Annotated in this window: 20 protein-coding genes; 11 read left to right on the plus strand and 9 right to left on the minus strand. The window is 62.3% G+C overall.

The genetic code is table 11. From position 1 onward, the window contains the following. Positions 1 to 8 precede the first annotated feature (8 nt). Together RHP72_RS21965 and RHP72_RS21970 are read right to left on the minus strand one after the other, a co-directional pair. Complete coding sequence (locus tag RHP72_RS21965) at positions 9 to 1124, minus strand: MBL fold metallo-hydrolase (RefSeq protein WP_007727770.1); 1116 nt, start codon at positions 1122 to 1124, stop codon at positions 9 to 11. 62 nt (positions 1125 to 1186) lie between these two features. Beyond that, a complete protein-coding gene (locus tag RHP72_RS21970; protein ID WP_003940192.1) occupies positions 1187 to 1918 on the minus strand; it encodes an enoyl-CoA hydratase in 732 nt (243 codons plus the stop codon). Between the two features lie 112 nt (positions 1919 to 2030). Between RHP72_RS21970 and RHP72_RS21975 the strand changes: the two genes are divergently transcribed. Both RHP72_RS21975 and RHP72_RS21980 read left to right on the plus strand, forming a co-directional pair. Further along, the gene (locus RHP72_RS21975; protein ID WP_054188849.1) at positions 2031 to 3134 is read left to right on the plus strand and encodes an NAD(P)-binding domain-containing protein; all 1104 of its coding nucleotides are present in this window, start codon (positions 2031 to 2033) and stop codon (positions 3132 to 3134) included. Beyond that, entirely contained in the window at positions 3131 to 4573 is a 1443-nt protein-coding gene (locus RHP72_RS21980; protein WP_161120147.1) for a phospholipase D-like domain-containing protein, read from the plus strand. Before RHP72_RS21975 ends, RHP72_RS21980 begins: the two co-directional genes overlap by 4 nt. A gap of 4 nt (positions 4574 to 4577) precedes the next feature. On the opposite strand, the gene RHP72_RS21985 is transcribed toward RHP72_RS21980, so the two are convergent. Continuing rightward, positions 4578 to 5087 carry a hypothetical protein gene (locus RHP72_RS21985; RefSeq protein WP_042451123.1) on the minus strand — a complete coding sequence of 170 codons (510 nt, stop codon included), beginning with the start codon at positions 5085 to 5087 and terminating at the stop codon, positions 4578 to 4580. Between the two features lie 378 nt (positions 5088 to 5465). Between RHP72_RS21985 and RHP72_RS21990 the strand changes: the two genes are divergently transcribed. From RHP72_RS21990 to RHP72_RS22015, 6 genes are all read left to right on the plus strand, one after another. Next, positions 5466 to 8312, plus strand: a complete 2847-nt coding sequence (locus tag RHP72_RS21990) for an ATP-binding protein (protein WP_311093799.1) — start codon at positions 5466 to 5468, stop codon at positions 8310 to 8312. Next, on the plus strand, positions 8309 to 8725 hold the full coding sequence (locus RHP72_RS21995; RefSeq protein WP_003940329.1) for a roadblock/LC7 domain-containing protein: 417 nt from the start codon (positions 8309 to 8311) through the stop codon (positions 8723 to 8725). The genes RHP72_RS21990 and RHP72_RS21995 overlap by 4 nt, the downstream gene beginning before the upstream one ends. 5 nt (positions 8726 to 8730) lie before the next feature. Then, positions 8731 to 9105 carry a DUF742 domain-containing protein gene (locus RHP72_RS22000; protein ID WP_007727785.1) on the plus strand — a complete coding sequence of 125 codons (375 nt, stop codon included), beginning with the start codon at positions 8731 to 8733 and terminating at the stop codon, positions 9103 to 9105. Next, the gene (locus RHP72_RS22005; RefSeq protein WP_003940118.1) at positions 9086 to 9673 is read left to right on the plus strand and encodes an ATP/GTP-binding protein; all 588 of its coding nucleotides are present in this window, start codon (positions 9086 to 9088) and stop codon (positions 9671 to 9673) included. The genes RHP72_RS22000 and RHP72_RS22005 overlap by 20 nt, the downstream gene beginning before the upstream one ends. Before the next feature lie 40 nt (positions 9674 to 9713). Further along, positions 9714 to 10508 carry an MHYT domain-containing protein gene (locus tag RHP72_RS22010; protein ID WP_003939865.1) on the plus strand — a complete coding sequence of 265 codons (795 nt, stop codon included), beginning with the start codon at positions 9714 to 9716 and terminating at the stop codon, positions 10506 to 10508. A 63-nt stretch (positions 10509 to 10571) separates the two neighbouring features. Then, on the plus strand, positions 10572 to 11108 hold the full coding sequence (locus RHP72_RS22015; protein WP_054781217.1) for an AAA family ATPase: 537 nt from the start codon (positions 10572 to 10574) through the stop codon (positions 11106 to 11108). A gap of 12 nt (positions 11109 to 11120) precedes the next feature. Here RHP72_RS22015 and RHP72_RS22020 read toward each other — a convergent pair whose 3' ends face one another. Both RHP72_RS22020 and RHP72_RS22025 read right to left on the minus strand, forming a co-directional pair. After that, positions 11121 to 11579, minus strand: a complete 459-nt coding sequence (locus tag RHP72_RS22020) for a GNAT family N-acetyltransferase (RefSeq protein WP_007727787.1) — start codon at positions 11577 to 11579, stop codon at positions 11121 to 11123. Positions 11580 to 11635: 56 nt separating this feature from the next. Then, entirely contained in the window at positions 11636 to 12262 is a 627-nt protein-coding gene (locus tag RHP72_RS22025) for a helix-turn-helix domain-containing protein (protein ID WP_007727793.1), read from the minus strand. 33 nt (positions 12263 to 12295) lie between these two features. Here RHP72_RS22025 and RHP72_RS22030 point away from each other — a divergent pair, with 33 nt between their 5' ends. Then, entirely contained in the window at positions 12296 to 13324 is a 1029-nt protein-coding gene (locus RHP72_RS22030) for an NAD(P)/FAD-dependent oxidoreductase (RefSeq protein WP_397517594.1), read from the plus strand. A 9-nt stretch (positions 13325 to 13333) separates the two neighbouring features. Here RHP72_RS22030 and RHP72_RS22035 read toward each other — a convergent pair whose 3' ends face one another. From RHP72_RS22035 to ctaD, 3 genes are read right to left on the minus strand one after another with little or no spacing between them, the layout of a single operon-like run. Then, positions 13334 to 13753, minus strand: a complete 420-nt coding sequence (locus tag RHP72_RS22035) for a DUF5313 family protein (RefSeq protein ID WP_042451127.1) — start codon at positions 13751 to 13753, stop codon at positions 13334 to 13336. A 55-nt stretch (positions 13754 to 13808) separates the two neighbouring features. Next, the gene (locus RHP72_RS22040) at positions 13809 to 14282 is read right to left on the minus strand and encodes a MarR family winged helix-turn-helix transcriptional regulator (RefSeq protein WP_003939892.1); all 474 of its coding nucleotides are present in this window, start codon (positions 14280 to 14282) and stop codon (positions 13809 to 13811) included. Between the two features lie 45 nt (positions 14283 to 14327). Continuing rightward, a complete protein-coding gene (ctaD, locus tag RHP72_RS22045; RefSeq protein ID WP_311093801.1) occupies positions 14328 to 16082 on the minus strand; it encodes a cytochrome c oxidase subunit I in 1755 nt (584 codons plus the stop codon). Between the two features lie 202 nt (positions 16083 to 16284). On the opposite strand from ctaD, the gene RHP72_RS22050 reads away from it, so the two are divergent. Beyond that, positions 16285 to 17436 carry an NADH:flavin oxidoreductase gene (locus RHP72_RS22050; RefSeq protein ID WP_007733403.1) on the plus strand — a complete coding sequence of 384 codons (1152 nt, stop codon included), beginning with the start codon at positions 16285 to 16287 and terminating at the stop codon, positions 17434 to 17436. Positions 17437 to 17500: 64 nt separating this feature from the next. Here RHP72_RS22050 and RHP72_RS22055 read toward each other — a convergent pair whose 3' ends face one another. Continuing rightward, positions 17501 to 18349 carry an aldo/keto reductase gene (locus RHP72_RS22055; protein WP_037128502.1) on the minus strand — a complete coding sequence of 283 codons (849 nt, stop codon included), beginning with the start codon at positions 18347 to 18349 and terminating at the stop codon, positions 17501 to 17503. A 130-nt stretch (positions 18350 to 18479) separates the two neighbouring features. Here RHP72_RS22055 and RHP72_RS22060 point away from each other — a divergent pair, with 130 nt between their 5' ends. Then, entirely contained in the window at positions 18480 to 19076 is a 597-nt protein-coding gene (locus tag RHP72_RS22060) for a class I SAM-dependent methyltransferase (protein ID WP_064687575.1), read from the plus strand. Positions 19077 to 19079: the final 3 nt, after the last annotated feature.

Consider the following 19079-nt stretch of genomic DNA (forward strand, 5'->3'; position numbering starts at 1 on the left):
TTCGCCGCTCAGCCCAGCGGTATCCACCACTTCGACGGCGGTGTCGGTGACAACGCGTCGATCCTGCCGCCCGGCATCGGGACCGACACTGTTGTGCCCGCATCTGCAGCCGACTCGTCGAGGCGAATGATCGGCTCCGACCACGAGTGAAACGCGAGGTTGAACGTCGCCCAGTGAATCGGGACGAAGACACCGCGCGACCCGTCGCCCTTGTTGAGGTCGATGTGCGTCTGCACTGCCTCTTCCGGATTCATGTGGATGTCCGGCCAGCGCACGTCGTACGCACCGACGGGGAGAAGCGTCAGATCGAAAGGCCCATAGGTTTCACCCAGCTGTTCGAAACGCGATGTGTATCCGCTGTCACCACCGAAGAAGACCCGGTGCTTCGGCCCGGCGAATACCCACGACGCCCACTGCGTCGTGTTCCGGACGAGGCCACGACCGGAGAAGTGACGAGCCTCCGTGCACGTGAGGACCAGGTCGTCGATTTTTGTCGACTCGTCCCAGTCCAATTCCACGATCCGGTTCTCGGGCACCTTCCAGTGCCGCAGGTGAGCCCCGATACCGATCGGCACGACGAACGGAGCGGTCTGTGTACGAGTCAGGGTCTTGACCGTAGCCATGTCGAGATGGTCGTAGTGATCGTGAGAGATGACTATCGCATCCACTGCAGGCAGTTCGGTCAAAGCCACCGGAGTGGGGTGCATGCGCGCGGGACCTACTGTGGCCGAGGGTGATACGCGTTCACTCCACACCGGATCGGCGAGAACGCGGTAGCCGTCGACCTCGACGAGAACGCTCGAATGGCCGTACCACGTCACCGCCGCGTCGCCGGCTGCCGCCGGTGCCAGCGGAGTGGCCAACGGAATCGGCCGACGCGGCCGACCCGTCGACCCTCGCGTGGCCATCGACTTGAACATTCCGACATCGGTGCCCGGAACCAGTGTGCTGCTGGGCTCCGAGTTGTGGAACTGGCGGTCCCGGTATCGCGGGGACATCGCCGCATACGGTTGCACCGTGTTTCGCGAGGCCCCGATCTGCGTCGGGATGCCCCATGCGGCTCGCGCCACCCACCCCGTCGCCGCGGCAACAGCAGCAACTCCGAGAACCGTCGTCTTCTTCATTCAGACGAGCGTAGCCACTATCTGCCCTGCGTGCCCGGCGCCTGTTTTCCCTGCAACCAGCTTTACTTACCCTTGAATACGGGAGGGCGGTTCTCGATGCGGGCAGCGCGGGCTTCCTGGACGTCCTCGCTGAGCCAGGCGGCGTGAAGCGCGTCGAGCTGCTCGGGAGACTGCTCCTCCATGGTGCCGTCGTCGTTGAGAACCATCTTCATGTGCCGCAACGACAGCGGTGCGAGATTCGCGATGCGGTGTGCCCATTCCTGAGCGTCGTCGAGGGTTCCGATTTTGTTGGCGAGGCCGCGAGTGAAGGCTTCTTCGGCGCCGATCTGTTCGATGCCGAGCAAAATGGTGCGCGCGGGACCGCCGCCGACCAGCGACGCGAGCCGACGCATCGTCCACTTGTCCACCGAGACACCGAGGGTGGCGGCCGGGATTCCGAAGCGAGCGCTCGGCGCTACGACGCGAAGATCCGACGCGATGGCCAGTTGCGTGCCCGCGCCGATGGCCGGACCGTTGACGGCAGCGATGACGGGGATGGGCGCCGTGTCGATAGAGCGAAGCATCTCGAACAGGCGATCGGTGAAGCCCTCCATGTAGACGTCGCCGGAAAGGTCCGCGCCTGCACAGAACGCCGATCCCTCACCGGTGATGACGACGACGTGCGCGTGCTCGGCTACCGCCGCGTTCATCGCGTCCCGTATTGCGATGCAGAGTTCCGCGCTGAGCGCATTACGACGCTCGTGACGCTGCAACTCGATGGTCACGACGTTGCCGTCACGGGAGAACCCGATCATGTCCGCTCACTTTCGTTTCTGGAAGGCTCGACACAGGGATGTTCCGAGGCGCCGATACCGTCCGCATACTTCTCTGCAGCTAAGTTCTGTACATCAGGAGGTTAGATTACCGATGAGTACAGACGACCTTGCCGCACAGCAACCACACCCGGTTGACGTGGTGGTGATCGGCGCCGGACAGGCCGGACTCTCCGCCGCGTACTACCTGCGCAAGTTCGGAATCGAGCCCGAATCGGGGTTCGTGGTGCTCGATCATGCGTCGGGGCCGGGCGGGGCGTGGCAGTTCCGTTGGCCGAGCCTGACACTGAGCACCGTCAACGGCGTCCATGACCTCCCGGGAATGTCCTTCGCGGAAACCACCGGTACAGACGCCGAACAGGTGCCTGCATCGGTGGCGGTCCCCCACTACTTCGAACTGTACGAAAAGCAATTCGAACTTCCCGTCCACCGCCCGGTACACACGCGAGTGGTGTGTCCGAGGGAAGAGCGCCTGCGGATCGAGACCGACCGGGGAGTATTCGCGGCGCGAGGCTTGATCAACGCGACGGGGACCTGGGAGCGGCCCTTCATCCCCCACTATCGCGGGGCCGAGTCGTTCCGTGGCCGACAACTGCACACGAAGGACTATCGAACCGCTGCCGAGTTCGAAGGCAAACATGTCGTCGTGGTCGGCGGCGGGATCTCGGCTGTCCAACTGCTCGACGAGATCTCACGCGTCACGACCACTACCTGGGTGACGCGGCGCGAACCCGAGTTCCGCGACGAGCCGTTCACGCCGGACATCGGCCGCGCTGCGGTTGCCATGGTCGAAGATCGTGTACGACGCGGCCTGCCACCGGGATCCGTTGTCTCGGTGACCGGCCTCCCGGTAACGCCTGCCATCCGGGCAGCACGTGAGCGTGGTGTGATGAATCGACTGCCGATGTTCTCCGAAATTCTTCCGAACGGCGTGAAGTGGGCCGACGGTACCGTCGCCGACGCCGATGTCATCTTGTGGTGCACCGGTTTTCGTAGCTCACTCGATCACCTGGCGCCGTTGCACCTGCGCGGACCGGGTGGCGGAATCCCGATGACCGGGCGCCTCGCCACGCAGGTCGAAGCCGACCCTCGCGTGCACCTGGTGGGATACGGACCGTCGTCGTCGACGATCGGAGCCAACCGCGCCGGCCAAGCGGCAGCGCGCGAACTGACCGCGTACCTGGGAATCGGCGAATGAACAGAATTCTTGTTCCGGGCGAAACCTGCTGGCGCATCGAACCGGCGGACAATCTTGCCTGCATCGTCGACGCCGCTGACTACTTTCATCATGCGAAGTCCGCAATGCTGCAAGCTGAAAAGCGAATCATGTTGATCGGCTGGGACTTCGACACGCGCATCAAACTCGAACCAGGCGAGCAGACTCTCGACGGCCCCAACCGGTTGGGAATGTTCCTCCGCTGGCTCGTCCGCGAGAAACCCGACCTCGAAATCCTCGTACTCAAATGGAACATCGGCGCGTTCACCGCAATCGGCCGCGGCATGACTCCCGTCTTCGTGTCCAACTGGCTGACCGACGAGCGCCTACGGTTCGAGATCGACGGCGCCCACCCGGTTGGTGCGGCGCACCATCAGAAAATCATCGTCATCGACGACGCTCTGGCGTTCTGCGGCGGCATCGACATGACTGTGGACCGCTGGGACACCTCGGATCACGTCGACCGAAACGATTATCGAATCACGCCGAGCGGAAGGCGTTACGGCCCTTGGCATGACGCAACCACGGCGGTCGACGGCAATGCGGCTGCGGCCATCGGCGAATTGGCGCGGGCACGCTGGAAATCCGCAACCGGCGAGGATCTGACACCGGTCAAGAGCACTGCGACTCCGTGGCCCGTCAATTTGGCTCCCACCTTGCGGGTGGTCGACGTAGCCGTCGCCAGAACATTGCCGGAGCTCGGCGAGCGCGCGGAGGTTCGTGAGATCGAGGCGCTGTATCTCGCGGCCATCGCCGGCGCCGAGCACACGCTGTACATCGAAAGCCAGTACCTCGCCTCACGCACGCTGGCCGAGGCGATTGCCGCGCGCCTGCGTGAGGACGACGGACCGGAAATCGTTCTGGTCATTCCGCGCAACGCCGACGGTTGGCTGGAACAAAAGGCGATGGACGGGGCGCGCCACGACCTGTTGCATCTGCTGTGGTCCGCCGATATCCACGACCGTTTCGGTGCGTTTTATCCCGTGACCTCTTCTGGCGCACCTATTTACGTCCACGCCAAGGTTCTCGTGATGGACGATCGCCTCCTGCGAATCGGGTCGTCGAATCTCAACAACCGTTCGATGGGCTTCGACACCGAGTGCGACATCGCCGTCGAATCCGACGACGACGCAGATGTCGAGTTGCGCGCCTCGATCATCGGATTGAGGCGCCGCCTACTCAGCGAGCACCTCGACGTCACCGAGGAAGAAGTCGACGACGCGTTGGGTGAGCAGTCACTGTTGTCGACGGTTCGCGCTCTCTCGACCTCCGACGCTCGCAGTCTGCGCGAATTCGACCGGAACACAGTCGACGGCGAAGACCACGTGCTCGCTGAAAATGCACTGATGGATCCCGAGCGCACGCCGCCCAGACTGAGCGATCGAATCGAAGGATTGCGCCGCCTGCTCGGCAAACGCTGAGACTCTAGAACACGCGCACGCAGTGCCCGGTTGCCAGCGCGAGTTCGACGAGCGTTGCACCGTGAACACTCGGGACGAGCGCGAGGAGAAACGTATCGCTGTCGCTGTCGAGCCAGGCAAGTGAAACGCCCGTATCGGTGATGTTGTCGACGATACGGGCGAGAAGCGATTCGAGTCCGGCAGCTCGATCGAAGCCCATGGCAAGACTGTCCGCCCACTCCCACGATCCTGCCGGCGCCGACGTGAGCACTCGCAGCTGACCCAGAACCTCGGCAGCGCCCTCGTTCCAATCCACCCAGACCAGGCGTTCTTGTTCGTGCAATGCGTCGACGAGAGCAAACCACGCCATTTCCGGGTGCGGCTTCTCGAGCGTCTGTGAGTATAACTCGTTCTGTACTTCGACATACCGTTCCGGCTGGTCGATCGCGAGAGTCACACGATCGATGACAACAGCGCTGTCAGGGGCGAGCAGTTCGGCGATCGCGCGCAACGCGTCGCGAGCAGTTCCACTCACTATGGCTCCAAGTTCAATTCGGTCATCGGTGCGGTTTCCACATTCTGACATGCGTGTGCGCCTCGTTCGGACGTGTCCTCGATGTCGGGACACGAGCCAGATGCTTGCCGTGAGTTCCACGAATTCCCGGGCAACACCGCTCGCCGAGCTACCAAATTTGACTTTCCGGCTATCCCATTCGCCGCACTTGTCCGTTTACCCTTTCACCTGGCCTTACAATCCGGATATAGTCATCGGCGATCCAAGAAGCCAACTGGGATGTAGCGAGCCAGCGAACAGTCTGTTACCGTTCAGCTAACTACCCCTTCTGGTCAAACCGGATCGAAGGGGTTCGGGCAATGACCCACGGGGGGTTGACGTGAAGGGGCCATGTTCCGCATGAAACACGATTCACACACGACAACCTCTTGGTGGTCGATCGGCGAATGGCGCCTGGGATGGAAGGTCATCGCCGTTCTCGCATTGCCGATGATCGTCGCCGTCGTCCTCGGAGCCCTTCGCGTTCAGACGGAACTCGAAGAAGCCGCACAGCTGAGTTCCTCGTCCGAGCGCGCCCTCGCTGTGCCCGCCGCGATCAATCTCGAATCCGCGCTGTACGAGCTCGCCGAAGCCGCATCGGCACGCACTGACACCGGCCCCGCCACACAAGCGGTTTCGGACGCAATGGATCAACTGGTCGACGCCGCGCGCGCGTTCCAGTCCGACGACGATCTCAACGACCAAGTGACTTCGGCGCTCGCAGAGAGCCGTTCCATCACGGAGGAGGTCGCCGCCGGCGCGGTGGCTCCCGCACGCTTGGTTTCGCGGGTCGGCGAAGTCTCTCGCGCACTCTCGAGCACCTTCACCAGCGTCGTCGAGCATTCTCAGCGTCCGGCGCTGCGCGAAGAGGGTGGCCGACTCTCAGCACTCTGGGATGCGCGACGAGCACTGGCCGAACAACGAATCCTCTTCGGCTCAGGTGATCCGGACCAGCAGGCTCGTACCTCGATGGTCAGTGCCGCCGGTGCCGAACTGGTCGCTCTGAACAACATTCTCGCCATCGACGGGAGCAACGACACCGTCCGGACCCTCAGCAACTCCGCTCAGAACCGGATCAACGCACTCGGATCAACCCCGTCGACCTCTCCTCTGGGGAGCCGCGTCGGTACCGATCTGAAATCCGGAAACGACCAGTACAACAGCCTGACCGACACCACCGTCACCGAGTTCGGCGATACCGTCACCGCTGAATCCAATGCAGCACGAACCGCAGCACTTCGTGACACTGCAATCGTGCTCGGCGCGGTCCTGCTGGCACTGGCCATCGCCCTCGTCATCAGCCGATCGCTCATCGATCCGATCCGTCGGCTGCGATTTGCCGCATTGCAAGCAGCACGACGCGGACTCCCCGACGCGATCGAACGAATTCGCGCAGGTGCCAGTATCGACGACGTCGACTTCGCCCGTGTACCGATCCGCACCCACGAGGAAATCGGCGAGCTTGCACGCGCGGTGGACGACATGCACGGTCAGGCCATCACGCTGGCCGGCGAGCAGGCCACCCTGCGGCGCCAGGTCAACGACATGTTCGAAACGCTGTCGAGGCGTAACAAGTCCCTCGTCGACCAGCAACTCGGTTTGATCGAACAGTTGGAGCAGGACGAAGACGACCCTCGTCGCCTCGAGAATCTGTTCCGGCTCGACCACATCGCCGCGAGAATGCGTAGAAACGGCGACAACTTGTTGGTTCTCGCCGGAACCGATGTACGCCGCGCCAGAACCGCCCCCGTCGCTCTCGGCGATATCCTTCGTGCGGCGGTATCAGGCGTCGAGGAATATCGACGCGTCGAACTCGGGCAGATACCGCCCGGAGTCGTCACCGGTCATGCTGCCCCGGACGTCGTTCACCTCATCGCTGAACTGCTCGACAATTCTCTGCGGTACTCCCCGCCGGAGACCACCGTCTCCATCAACGCTGCCCGCACCATCGACGGCTCCATGATCGTCGAGATCGCAGATCTCGGTATCGGCATGTCGCCTGCCGATATCCTCGATGCCAACGAGCGCCTCGCCGCCGGCGGCGAGATGAGCGCGGATACAGCGCGTCGCATGGGTTTGTTCGTCGTGAGCCGAATCAGTCGTCGCTACAACATCTCTGTGCGCCTGCGCCCGACGGCAACGTCGTCGACGCACAGCGGCATCACCGCAACGGTGCTCCTACCGACGTCGATACTCGATTCTTCTCGGGGACCCGAGATCCGCACGCCGCGAACCGGACCCGTGCCCACGCTCGATCGGACTCCGCCGCCCGCACCGTCTGAACCGTCCTGGTCAAAGCCCGTCCCGACCGAATTGGCACCCCCGCGGCCTGCGACCAGAAGTTTCGCAGATCTCCCGCGTCGAACGCCCAGCAACAGCACCGACCGGACTGAGACGTTCGCCCCGATCACACCGCAATCCATTCCCACGACAACAGCGCCTTCGGGGTTGCCACGTCGCACTCCGGGCACAAGTGGAGTACCGGCGGTCAGTACCTCGACTCCGACCACTGCTGCACCCGCCACCTCCGTGTCGTCCTTCGCTCCTCTGCCCGATCCCGAAGGCACAAGCGCATCGACGTCCCTTCCCGTGCGTACTCCTTCGCCGGAATTCACCTCGCCGGCACAGGGTCCCGAGATCCCGGTGGGTCCACACCCGTCGACAACCCCGCCGCCACGGCACCGGCTCTCAGCCCCGACGCCGACAAATACTGCGGCGTTCTTCTCCTCGCGCACCCGTGACGGGCTCTCTGCTCGCGCATCGGCGCGCGCTGACGGCGCGGGAGAGGGCAACTCGAACGGCGTACTCGCTGCCCCGACCACGATGCCGATTTTCGCCCGGATGGTGTCCGAGTGGCTCGTGGACCCGACGGCGGAGACTTCAGCTGCTTCCACCGGCAGTGCTTGGACCACCGACGCGGATCAAGGCTGGCTGGCCGCTCGGACCTCGTTCGAGATGCCGGTCACCAAGATCGCCGATTCCGGACTTCCCATTCGAGACCGCGGAGCCCGCCTGGTTCCCGGTGCCGTCGGGAGAGGCGGAACGACACAGCGCCATGCATCCAATCCGGCGGACGTCCAACGTGGTTGGAGCAGTTACCAATCCGGCGTACAACGAGGGCGTCGGCGCGCCGCCGACCATGAGCCCGATGGCGGACAGTCTTTCGAATCGTCCACGATGTTGCACAACGATGAAGGAGAACAGTGAACACTGTCGGAGCCCAAGAGACTCCCCGCGCACTCGACTGGCTGGTATCGGCTTTTGCCCGAGACGTGCCGGGTGTGAGTCACGCGATCATCGTCTCAGCCGACGGGTTGTTGACGGCCTCGAGCACACATCTTCCGCTCGATCGGGCCGATCAATTAGCCGCTGTCACTTCCGGACTCGCCAGCCTGTCCGCGGGGGCGTCACGCCTCTTCGACGGTGGAGCCGTCATGCAGTCCGTCGTCGAGATGGAGAACGGCTACCTGCTTCTCATGGGCGTCGGTAGTGGCGCTTACCTTGCCGCTCTCGCTGTCGCCGGATGCGACATCGGCCAGATCGGTTACGAAATGGCGACTCTCGTCGATCGCGTCGGCACCACCATGGACATTGCCCCGAGAACATCGCAGGGTATTTGAGTTCGATGCCTCACCATCAATCCGAGTACGACGACGCCGAACCGAGCTTGGTCCGGCCGTACGCGCTCACCGAAGGTCGGACCCTGCCGTCCATCGACCTCCCACTCGAAGCGATCATCGCGACGATCGAAGACGCGGTCTCGAACAATCTTGCACCGCAGGATATTCGTGCATCGATCGTCGCACTCTGCGAGCAGCGGATCTCGGTTGCCGAGATCGCTGCCCACCTGGGTGTTCCGATCGGAGTCGTGCGGGTACTGGTCGCCGACCTCGTAGTAGCCGGATCACTGGAAATACATGCCACTCTGCGAAGCGACGCATCTCGAGTCGAGCGACGCGAACTGATCGAAAGGACCCTCAGTGGACTTCGGGCACTCTGACTCATCGTCTCGCGTGAAATCGACAAAAATCGTGATCGCCGGGGGTTTCGGTGTTGGCAAGACAACACTTGTGGGGACCGTCTCCGAAATCGTCCCCCTTCGCACGGAGGCCATGGTCACCGACGCCAGCGACGGTATCGACAATCTCGGATCCACTCCCGACAAGAGCACCACGACGGTCGCGATGGACTTCGGGCGCATCACTCTCGCCGACGACCTGGTCCTCTATCTGTTCGGAACCCCGGGACAGCGCCGCTTCTGGTTCATGTGGGACGACCTGATCACCGGTGCGATCGGTGCGGTCATTCTGGTCGACACGCGTCGCCTGGAAGACAGCTTCGCCGCAGTCGACTTCTTCGAGGCGCGAGGCCTCCCGTTCATCGTGGCGGTCAACCGTTTCGACGGCGCACCAATCCATTCGGCGAGCGATCTCCGCCAGGCGTTGGCTCTACCCAACCGGGTTCCCATGATCGAGATCGACGCCCGAAACCGCGAATCAGCCAAACGCGCGCTGATCGCCGTCACCGAATACTCCCTCGAACGACTTGCAGCTGAAGCAGTCGTCTAGATGAATCACCAGATGCGAATCGTCGCCGAAAGGAACTGGCATGTCGGATGAAATGCACCATTTCTCGATGGGAATCTGGCTGCTCGGACTCGCCTACGTCGTGTCCGTGGTCGGGTCGGTAGTCGGCCTGGCGTGCACCAGGCATTCAGCGTCCGCGACGACAACCGCCACACGCATGCGATGGCTCGCCATGGCTGCCTTGTCGATCGGTGGCGTCGCCATCTGGCTCATGCATTTCATCGCCATGCTCGGCTTCGCGGTCCCCGGCAGTCCCATTCGATACAACCTCGGATGGACCGTGATCTCCGCGATCATCTCAGTAGGGGCCGTGTTTGTCGGCCTGCTGATCATCGGGACCGAATTTCGCTGGACGCGGCTTCTGATCGGGGGCGTGGTAACCGGTCTCGCCGTGAACATCATGCATTACACGGGTATGCGCGCCTTGCGCTTTCAGGGCGAGATCCACTACGACCTGCTCTTCGTTGCACTGTCGGTTCTCATCGCAGTCGTCGCCGGAACCGCTGCACTGTGGTTCACCATGGTGCTCGAGTCCACGATTCTGCGTTTTGTCGCCGGAATCATCATGGGCATCGCTGTCGTCGGTATGCACTACACCGGAATGGCCGCTGTCGAGGTTGTTCACGACGCGGCAGCCCCGGCGCCACAGGGACTCGAAGTGTTCTCATTCCTCTTCCCTGTCTTCGTTCTCGGCCTGCTGGCGTTGGCAGTTCCGATTGTCGCAGTGCTGACAGCACCCAACCGCGCGACGGCACGAATGGAATCCGCCGCCGACGATCTGGCGTTCGAAGCACGAGAGTTCGCGATCTCGAACTGAGCGAGTACGGGGCGAGTACGGGGCGAGTTCACGTAAATCGACAACGCCCCGTACATTTCGGGGATGGTGGATGCCGGACACAACCCCCAGCCATCGACTCGCGCAACGCTCGTCGTGATCGGTGGTTTGCCGGCCACCGGCAAGTCGACGATCGCGCGGGCGCTTGCGCAGCGTCACCAAATCCCCTTCGTGCGGATCGATACCATCGAACAGGCGCTGATCCGCAGCGGTATCGCTGACGGGTCCGGGACCGCCGGATACATCACCGGGTACGCGCTCGCCGCCGAACAATTGCGACTCGGACTTTCGGTCGTGGTCGAATGCGTCAACCCCGTCGAGGCGACACGAGACGCCTGGTCCGCTACCGCACAACATAATTCGGCGCGCCTGCTCGGTGTCGAGGTCATCTGTTCGGATCCCGACGAGCATCGCAGACGCGCTGAACGGCGAGTCGTCGACATCCCGGATCTCGTACCACCGACGTGGCAGGAAATTCTGGATCGAGACTACGAGCCGTGGACTACGGAACGGCTGGTGCTCGACACCGCAATCATGGACTCCGACAGTGCAGTACGACGCATCACAGCAAAGATGCTGTAGCGTGCGAGCTGCTCACAAGGTGAGAACGAAGAATGCGCTGTTCGGGTCTTCGCGGTAGTTCCCGAACGGTGGACAAGGCACGAACCCGAATTTCGCGTACAACCGGCGAGCTGGATCGAAGAACTCTTGCGTACCGGTCTCCAATTCGAGTTGCCGGTAACCTCGTTGTCTCGACTCGTCCACGACGTGTTGAAGAAGTCGCGTTCCCACGCCACGCCCCCTTGCTGCCGATGACGTTCGCATCGACTTGATCTCGCCGCCCGCCGACGACCGTTCCTTGAGCGCGACGCAACCGAGTAACTCGTCACCTTCGCTCCACAGCGTCCACATGGTCACAGAGATATCCATCAGCCCCGTGACGTCCAGCGCGTGAACGCTGTCCGAGGGCGAGGTCGCGTGCATGTCGGCGAGATGTTCGGTGAGTAGAGCACGGACCGCATCCCGACTCAGGTCGTCAATTTCGATTCGCACAGACCCTCACTGTCCTCTTCGCTTCCGGCAGCATCGAATGAAAGTATGACTGTCCGTCACTTCGCCGAAGGCCTGGCCCGAACGTGGATGCGTTCTCCTTGGGGGCCGAACAGACTCAGTACCTCGACCGGGCCGCGCCCGTCACTGCCGAACCAATGCGGGTTTCGGGTGTCGAATTCAGCAGCTTCACCCGTACCCATCACGATGTCGTGATCGGCCAACACCAACCGCAACCTCCCCGACAACACGTACAGCCATTCGTAGCCGTCGTGCACTTGGGGATCCGGTTCCGTCTGGCTTGCCGGGATGGTCATCTTGAATGCCTGCAACCCACCCGGTTGCCGAGTCAGCGGCAATACCGTTCGCCCACTGACGCTTCGAGGCGCACTCTGGATGCGTGGATCGGCGACCTGCGGTGCCGCCACCAGTTGGTCCAACGGCACTTGGTGGGCAAGCGCGATCGGAAGCAGCAACTCCAAGCTCGGGCGACGCTCCCCCGCTTCGAGCCTCGACAGGGTGCTCTTCGAAATACCGGTGGACTCGGACAGCGCTGTGAGCGTGACGTTCCTCTGTGTACGAATGCGTTTGAGGCGCGCGCCGATCTGCGAGATGGCGGCATCGATGTGCGGACCGTTGACATTCATGGTGCCGAGTCTGACGACGATTCCCAGAAATGGCAACATTAGTTGCTGAAGAACCCCCTCCGCGAGCAATCTGTGCTCATGCGAACACACACTGAAACTGAGATCCTCGACGCCGTGATCGTCGGCGGTGGCGCCGCCGGACTCAGCGCAGCCCTGGTGTTGGGTCGTGCTCGGCGCTCGGTCGCCCTCATCGATTCCGGCAAACCGCGCAACGCACCGGCAGCACACATGCACGGCTTCCTCTCGCGCGACGGCATGGCGCCACGTGAGTTGCTCGCCGTCGGACGCAGCGAATTGCAGACGTACGGAGTGGAATTGACACAAGATGACGTAGTCGACATCTCCTGGCGCGGTATCGAACCCGGCTTTGTCGTCGAACTTTCAGGAGGCACGACGCTCGAAACTCGTACTGTGCTGGTTGCCACCGGTCTACGGGATTCACTCCCGGAAATACCAGGCATCCAGGAGCTTTGGGGACAAAGCGTGCTCCATTGCCCGTACAGCCATGCGTACGAGATCAGCGACCAACCGATCGGCGTTCTCGGCGGCGACGCTCGCGAGATGTCACTTCACCAGGCGTTTCTACTCCGACAGTGGTCGTCGGATGTGACGTTCTTCCCCGACAAGATCTCGCTCACCCCCGACGAACGCGCGCGACTGGCTGCCCGAGGAGTGACGGTTGCCGACGGATCGGTATCTGGATTGGTCTGCGAGAAAAGCAAACTGAAAGCCGTCGAACTCGACAACGGCCAACTTGTTGCGCGCTCAGCACTGTTCGTTGCGCCGCGTTTCGTTCCGAACGACGCACATCTGACGCGACTCGGCTGCAAAACCAGCCCCACGGGATTCGTGGCTGTCGATCGTTCCGGCGCCACCGGTGTTCCTGGTATCTGGGGCGCCGGCAACGTCGTCGACCCTCGCGCCCAGGTAATCAATGCTGCGGCGGCAGGTTCGACCGCGGCAATCGCGATCAACGGATATCTGGTCGAGCAAGATGTCGAATCGGCTCTCCGTTCGACCGAGCCGGAAGGGGGCTTCTCGGCGACCGTGGAGCAACGCGTCTGCGAGTTGAACGGCGGCAGCGCCCTCCACGGCTTGTGACCGAGGTGTCTACGTCGCGGGGCCGCCGTGCAACTTCTCGTAGGCGGCCTTCTCGGCGTCGTGGCGCGAGATCTTCTTCGGGTTCTCGAGGTCGGAAGGCAAACCGTGACGCTCGAGGCGACGCGACCTGTTCTGAGCCATGTAGGAGACCGAATAGAACAGTGCCAGAAGCACTCCGAGCAGCACCATCGATGCCCGCAGGGCCCACGGTCCGGGGAAGAGCATGAAAGCCGCGAACACTGGAATGAACGGCACCATGCTTCGGATCAGGTGACGCGGCACGGCCCAGTCACCGATCAGGTCGTTTCGTACCCAGTCCTGCATCGAATCGGGCAGCTTGCGCCCCACTGAATAACCCAACCACTGAAGAGGATTCGGGCTCGTACGTTGCTTTTTGGAAGTCACGGAAGTCACCTGTTCGGTACGCATCGACGGTACTGACGCAGTCATCACGTTTCTTTCGGATGCAGTCATCACATTTCTCTCATTGGTCCAAGGCTCCGGCGCGGAGCGCGGCCTCGTTGACCCGCGTCAGAACGTTGTGGAGTTCTTCGAGTTCGGCGAGGCTGACGCCGAGCTTCGCGACAACCGCCGGCGGGATCTTCTCCGCCTCCGCGCGCAGTGCCACACCGGCTTCGGTGAGGTCCACGTCCAGTTGCCGTTCGTCGGCGCGGCTACGGGTTCGCGTGATCAGCCCGGACGCCTCGAGTCGCTTGAGGAGCGGCGACAGCGTCGGCGAATCGAGTTGCAGTGCCTGCCCGATTTCCTTGACCGCCATCGGCGACTTTCCCCACAGTGCCAGCATCACCAGGTACTGGGGATGCGTGAGGCCCATCGGCTCGAGCAGTGGCCGGTAGACGGACAGCACCGCCCGGTTCGCGACCGCAAGTGCAAAGCACACCTGCCGGTCGAGAGCCAGCGGATCATCCATCTGCGTCTGCGGAGCCTTCGTCGTCATGAATCCGATGTTATCAGATTAATTAGTGCAGCAACTATTATTGCACTAATCAATCTGGCGATGATCGTCACTCTTCTCCAACGTCGACGTGGGTTGCCCGGTGAGACCCACGTGCGCTTCCGCCCTCATTCGCTCCACCATGTGCGGGTAGTGCAGCTCGAACGCCGGACGCTCACCGCGGATGCGCGGCAACTCGGTGAAGTTGTGACGCGGCGGCGGGCAGGTGGTTGCCCACTCCAGCGAGTTTCCGTAACCCCACGGATCGTCGACGGTGACAACTTCGCCGTAGCGGTAGCTCTTGAAAACGTTCCAGATGAACGGAAGCGTCGAGGCACCGAGCACGAAGGCAAAGATCGTGGACACCGAGTTCAGCACCGTGAACCCGTCCGAGGGCAGGTAGTCGGCATAGCGACGCGGCATCCCCTCGCCGCCGAGCCAGTGCTGAACGAGAAACGTGCCGTGGAAACCGACGAACGTGGTCCAGAAGTGCCACTTGCCGAGACGCTCGTCCATCATGCGACCGGTCATCTTCGGGAACCAGAAGTAGATACCGGCGTACGTGGCGAACACGACCGTACCGAAGACCACGTAATGGAAGTGGGCGACGACAAAATACGTGTCGGTGACATGGAAGTCGATCGGCGGGCTCGCGAGAATGACACCCGACAGACCACCGAAGAGGAAGGTGATCAAGAAGCCGACCGAGAACAGCATCGGCGACTCGAAGGTCAACTGCCCCTTCCACATCGTGCCGATCCAGTTGAAGATCTTCACACCTGTCGGCACGGCGATCAGGAACGTCATGAACGAGAAGTACGGCAGGAGAACAGCACCCGTCGCGTACATGTGGTGAGCCCACACCGCGATCGACAGAGCTGAAATCGCCAGTGTCGCATAGACCAATCCGGTGTACCCGAAGATCGGCTTACGGCTGAAGACCGGGAAGATCTCCGAGACGATGCCGAAGAACGGCAGCGCGATGATGTACACCTCGGGGTGACCGAAGAACCAGAACAGGTGCTGCCACAACAGAACTCCACCCGACGCCGGGTCGAAGATGTGCCCACCGAGATGACGGTCGACGAACAGACCCATGAACGCAGCGGTCAAGAGCGGGAACGCCATCAAGATCAGAATGCTGGTGATGAAGATGTTCCACGTGAAGATGGACATCCGAAACATCGTCATACCTGGTGCGCGCAGGCAGATCACGGTGGTGATCATGTTGACCGCACCGAGAATGGTGCCGAGGCCACCGACCGTCAGACCGAAGACCCACAGGTCGGCGCCGACGCCGGGACTGTGCACCGCGCCCGACAACGGGGTGTACGCGGTCCAACCGAAGTCGGCAGCGCCGCCCGGCGTGAGGAATCCGCCGAGAACGATGAGACCACCAAAAGTGAAGAGCCAGAATCCGAATGCGTTCAGACGCGGGAACGCCACGTCCGGGGCACCGATCTGCAGCGGAAGTATGTAGTTCGCGAAGCCGAAAACGACGGGCGTCGCGTACAGCAGCAACATGATCGTGCCGTGCATGGTGAACAACTGGTTGAACTGCTCGTTCGAGAGGAACTGCATCCCGGGGACAGCCAGTTCCGCACGCATGAACAGGGCCATCAGGCCGCCGATCAGGAAGAACACGAAAGCCGTGATCATGTACATGATCCCGATCTTCTTGTGATCGGTGGTCTTGATCATGTCGAACATCCACGACCCCTTGGGATCACGGCGCTTCGGGTACGGCCGCTCCGGAATCGGCTCCAACTCTCCGGTCCGCTCGTCCGGCACCGTTGTCGTCATGCTCGCGCGTCCTCTTTCGTGCTCGATACCGCCTCAAGAACTTTCCGCACGACCATATCGCATGTTAATAGTTAATGCACAAACTAAGTGTGGTCGACGTGAGCAACTATCGAAAACCGAACGTACGCAACCTTTTGCAGATTTCGGTGAGATAAAGTCAGGCGGCGGAATAGGTCGAGGGTCCGCCGCGTTGAACAAACCCGTGACTCTTCCCGACACATCGACAGCACCCGAGGCCTCCGCGTTGCGCGGCCTCTTCGAGCCTTTCGAGGTCAAATCACTCTCGTTGCGTAACCGTTTCGCCATGGCCCCGATGACGCGCGCCTTCTCGCCGGACGGAATCCCCGGCGCCGACGTAGCCGAGTACTACCGTCGTCGCGCAGCAGGGGGTGTCGGCTTGATCATCACCGAAGGCACGTACATCCCGGACCCGGCAGCCGGCCCGCACACCCGCGTACCGCGCATCTACGGCGATTCGAGCCTGGGTGGCTGGAAGTCGGTCGTCGACGCCGTCCACGCCGAAGGCGGATCGATCATTCCTCAGCTGTGGCACCTCGGAGTCGAACGCGGCGAGAACTCACGCCTGAACCCCGAGGTCGAAACCGTCAGCCCCTCCGGCCTGGCACTGGACGGCACCCGCCTGGGACGAGAATTCACCACCTCTGACCTCGACGACTTGAAGCAGTCGTGGGTCGACGCCGCACTCAACGCGAAGAACACCGGGTTCGACGGTCTCGAGTTGCACGGAGCACATGGCTACCTGCTCGACGAATTTCTCTGGGCGGGAACCAATGTCCGAACCGACGGCTACGGCGGATCACTCGAGGCCCGCACCCGTTTCCCGGCCGAGGTCGTCGCCGCAATCCGAGAGGCCGTCGGGGACGAGTTCGCGATCGTCTACCGATTCTCGCAGTGGAAGTCCGGCCATTACGACGCTCGTATCGCCCAGAGCCCGGCAGAACTCGGCCGCATCCTCACTCCCCTGGTCGACGCCGGCGTCGACGTTCTGCATCCGTCCACGAGGCGTCATTGGGAACCGGCATTCGCTGAACTCGACGGTGAAGACGGCACACTCGGCCTCGCCGGTTGGACGAAGAAGCTGACCGGGTTGCCGACCATCACCGTCGGTTCGGTCGGACTCGATTCCGTGTTCACGACGGCATTCACCGGCGAAGCTGCATCTGCTGTCACCGGACTGGAGCGTCTCGAAGCTCAGTACGAGAGGGGTGAATTCGACATGGTTGCCATCGGGCGCGCGCTGCTCGCCGATCCCGAGTGGGTCGAGAAGCTCCGCACCGGACGCGCGGACGAGCACATCGCATTCACCGCAGAACATCGCACACACCTGAACTGACCTCGCACGACAAAACGGCACTCCCGCAATTGTGGGAGTGCCGTTTGTGGGTCTGCCGGAAGTACTAGCTGCCGAGCGTGACCGGGTCGGGGCCGATGCGGCCGGCCGGGTCGTCGAGAGCACCGATCGCGTTGATCTGTTCCGGTGTCAGTTCGAATCCGAAGACATCGAAGTTGGCGGCGATACGTTCGGGGGTCACCGACTTCGGAATCACCACGTTTCCGATCTGCAGGTGCCAGCGAATGATCACCTGAGCCGCGGTGACGCCATGAGCGTCGGCGATAGCGGTGATGACGGGGTCGCCGAGAACGGTTCCCTGTCCGAGCGGGCTCCACGCTTCCGTCGCGATTCCCTTGCCGGTGTGGAAGGCGCGCAGTTCGGCTTGGTTGAACTTGGGGTGAAGCTCGATCTGGTTGAGGACCGGCACCTCACCGGTTTCACCGATGACACGCTCGAGGTTCTCGATGGTGAAGTTGGAGACACCGATGGATCGAACCCGTCCGTCGGCCTTGAGCTTCTGGAATGCCTTGAACGTCTCGACGTACAGGTCCTTGGACGGAACCGGCCAGTGGATCAGGTACAGGTCGAGGTACTCGAGACCCAACTTGTCGAGGCTGGCGTCGAATGCCGCAAGCGTCGAGTCGTAGCCTTGGTCGTCGTTCCACAGTTTTGTCGTGATGTAGAGGTCTTCGCGGGCGATGCCGGATTCGGCGATCGCGCGGCCGACGCCCACCTCGTTGCCGTAGATCTTGGCGGTGTCGATACTGCGGTAGCCGGTCTTCAGGGCGGTGGAGACGGCTTCCTGCGTCTCGTCGTCCGGAACCTGGAACACACCGAATCCGAGTGCGGGGATCGTCTTACCGTCGTTCAGAACAATGGTCGGTACAGAGGTCACATCGTTGGTCTCGGTCATATGTGGATCCAACGCGCGAGGGCCGGGAGGCATTCCCCGCCGAACCTCCGGGCAGTGCCCTTGTACCGCCCGAAATGCCGGTCTACCTTGGAAGACAAGTATTGGAATCGCCTCGAGAAAAGAGAGAGCGATGAATCTTTCATATCGTCTCGCCTACAAGGTCGGCGTCACTCCGTGGGAGCACACCGGGCACGGGTTCGACGCTCAACTGTCCGGCCTTCTGGATGCGATTCCCGTCCCGGAAGGTGGCCGTGCACTCGATATCGGTTGCGGCACCGGACGCCATTCCATCGAGCTGGCGCAACGCGGGTGGCACGTCACCGGCGTCGACGCCGAACAGGAACCGCTGGACAAAGCGCGCATACGCGCGCGTGAAGCACACGTCGACGTCCGGTTCCTCCACGAGGACGCGGCAGACCTGCACATTGCTGTCGACGGCGGGCACATGCTGGTGCTCGACATCGGCTGTTTTCACGGGCTCACCGATCATCAACGACGGGACTACGGGAGATCCGTAAACGCGATCACCGCACCCGGGGCGTCCATGGTGATGTTCGCATTCGGACCGGGGCACCGTTGGCCGATGCCACACGGCGTCTCGGAGGAGGACGTCATGCGAGCATTCGACGGTTGGTCGATGGCCTCGAGCATGGCCGCGGACGTGAGTGAATCGCCACTTCCGGTCCGTGCGGCACATCCGTGCTGGTATCACCTGGTCCGTGGCTGACTG

The organism is Rhodococcus sp. SG20037, assembly GCF_031763325.1.
GTDB classification, from domain to species: Bacteria; Actinomycetota; Actinomycetes; order Mycobacteriales; family Mycobacteriaceae; genus Rhodococcus_F; species Rhodococcus_F qingshengii.

Excerpts from the sequence above, each read along its gene's own strand:
- RHP72_RS22035 (WP_042451127.1), bottom strand. The coding sequence starts at position 13,753 with ATGCGTACCGAACAGGTGACTTCCGTGACTTCCAAAAAGCAACGTACG.
- RHP72_RS21980 (WP_161120147.1), top strand. The coding sequence starts at position 3,131 with ATGAACAGAATTCTTGTTCCGGGCGAAACCTGCTGGCGCATCGAACCG.
- RHP72_RS22055 (WP_037128502.1), bottom strand. The coding sequence starts at position 18,349 with ATGACCGAGACCAACGATGTGACCTCTGTACCGACCATTGTTCTGAAC.
- RHP72_RS22040 (WP_003939892.1), bottom strand. The coding sequence starts at position 14,282 with ATGACGACGAAGGCTCCGCAGACGCAGATGGATGATCCGCTGGCTCTC.
- RHP72_RS21975 (WP_054188849.1), top strand. The coding sequence starts at position 2,031 with ATGAGTACAGACGACCTTGCCGCACAGCAACCACACCCGGTTGACGTG.
- RHP72_RS22025 (WP_007727793.1), bottom strand. The coding sequence starts at position 12,262 with ATGTTGCCATTTCTGGGAATCGTCGTCAGACTCGGCACCATGAATGTC.
- RHP72_RS22000 (WP_007727785.1), top strand. The coding sequence starts at position 8,731 with ATGCCTCACCATCAATCCGAGTACGACGACGCCGAACCGAGCTTGGTC.
- RHP72_RS21965 (WP_007727770.1), bottom strand. The coding sequence starts at position 1,124 with ATGAAGAAGACGACGGTTCTCGGAGTTGCTGCTGTTGCCGCGGCGACG.
- RHP72_RS22010 (WP_003939865.1), top strand. The coding sequence starts at position 9,714 with ATGTCGGATGAAATGCACCATTTCTCGATGGGAATCTGGCTGCTCGGA.
- RHP72_RS22060 (WP_064687575.1), top strand. The coding sequence starts at position 18,480 with ATGAATCTTTCATATCGTCTCGCCTACAAGGTCGGCGTCACTCCGTGG.
- ctaD (WP_311093801.1), bottom strand. The coding sequence starts at position 16,082 with ATGACGACAACGGTGCCGGACGAGCGGACCGGAGAGTTGGAGCCGATT.
- RHP72_RS21990 (WP_311093799.1), top strand. The coding sequence starts at position 5,466 with ATGAAACACGATTCACACACGACAACCTCTTGGTGGTCGATCGGCGAA.
- RHP72_RS22015 (WP_054781217.1), top strand. The coding sequence starts at position 10,572 with ATGGTGGATGCCGGACACAACCCCCAGCCATCGACTCGCGCAACGCTC.
- RHP72_RS21970 (WP_003940192.1), bottom strand. The coding sequence starts at position 1,918 with ATGATCGGGTTCTCCCGTGACGGCAACGTCGTGACCATCGAGTTGCAG.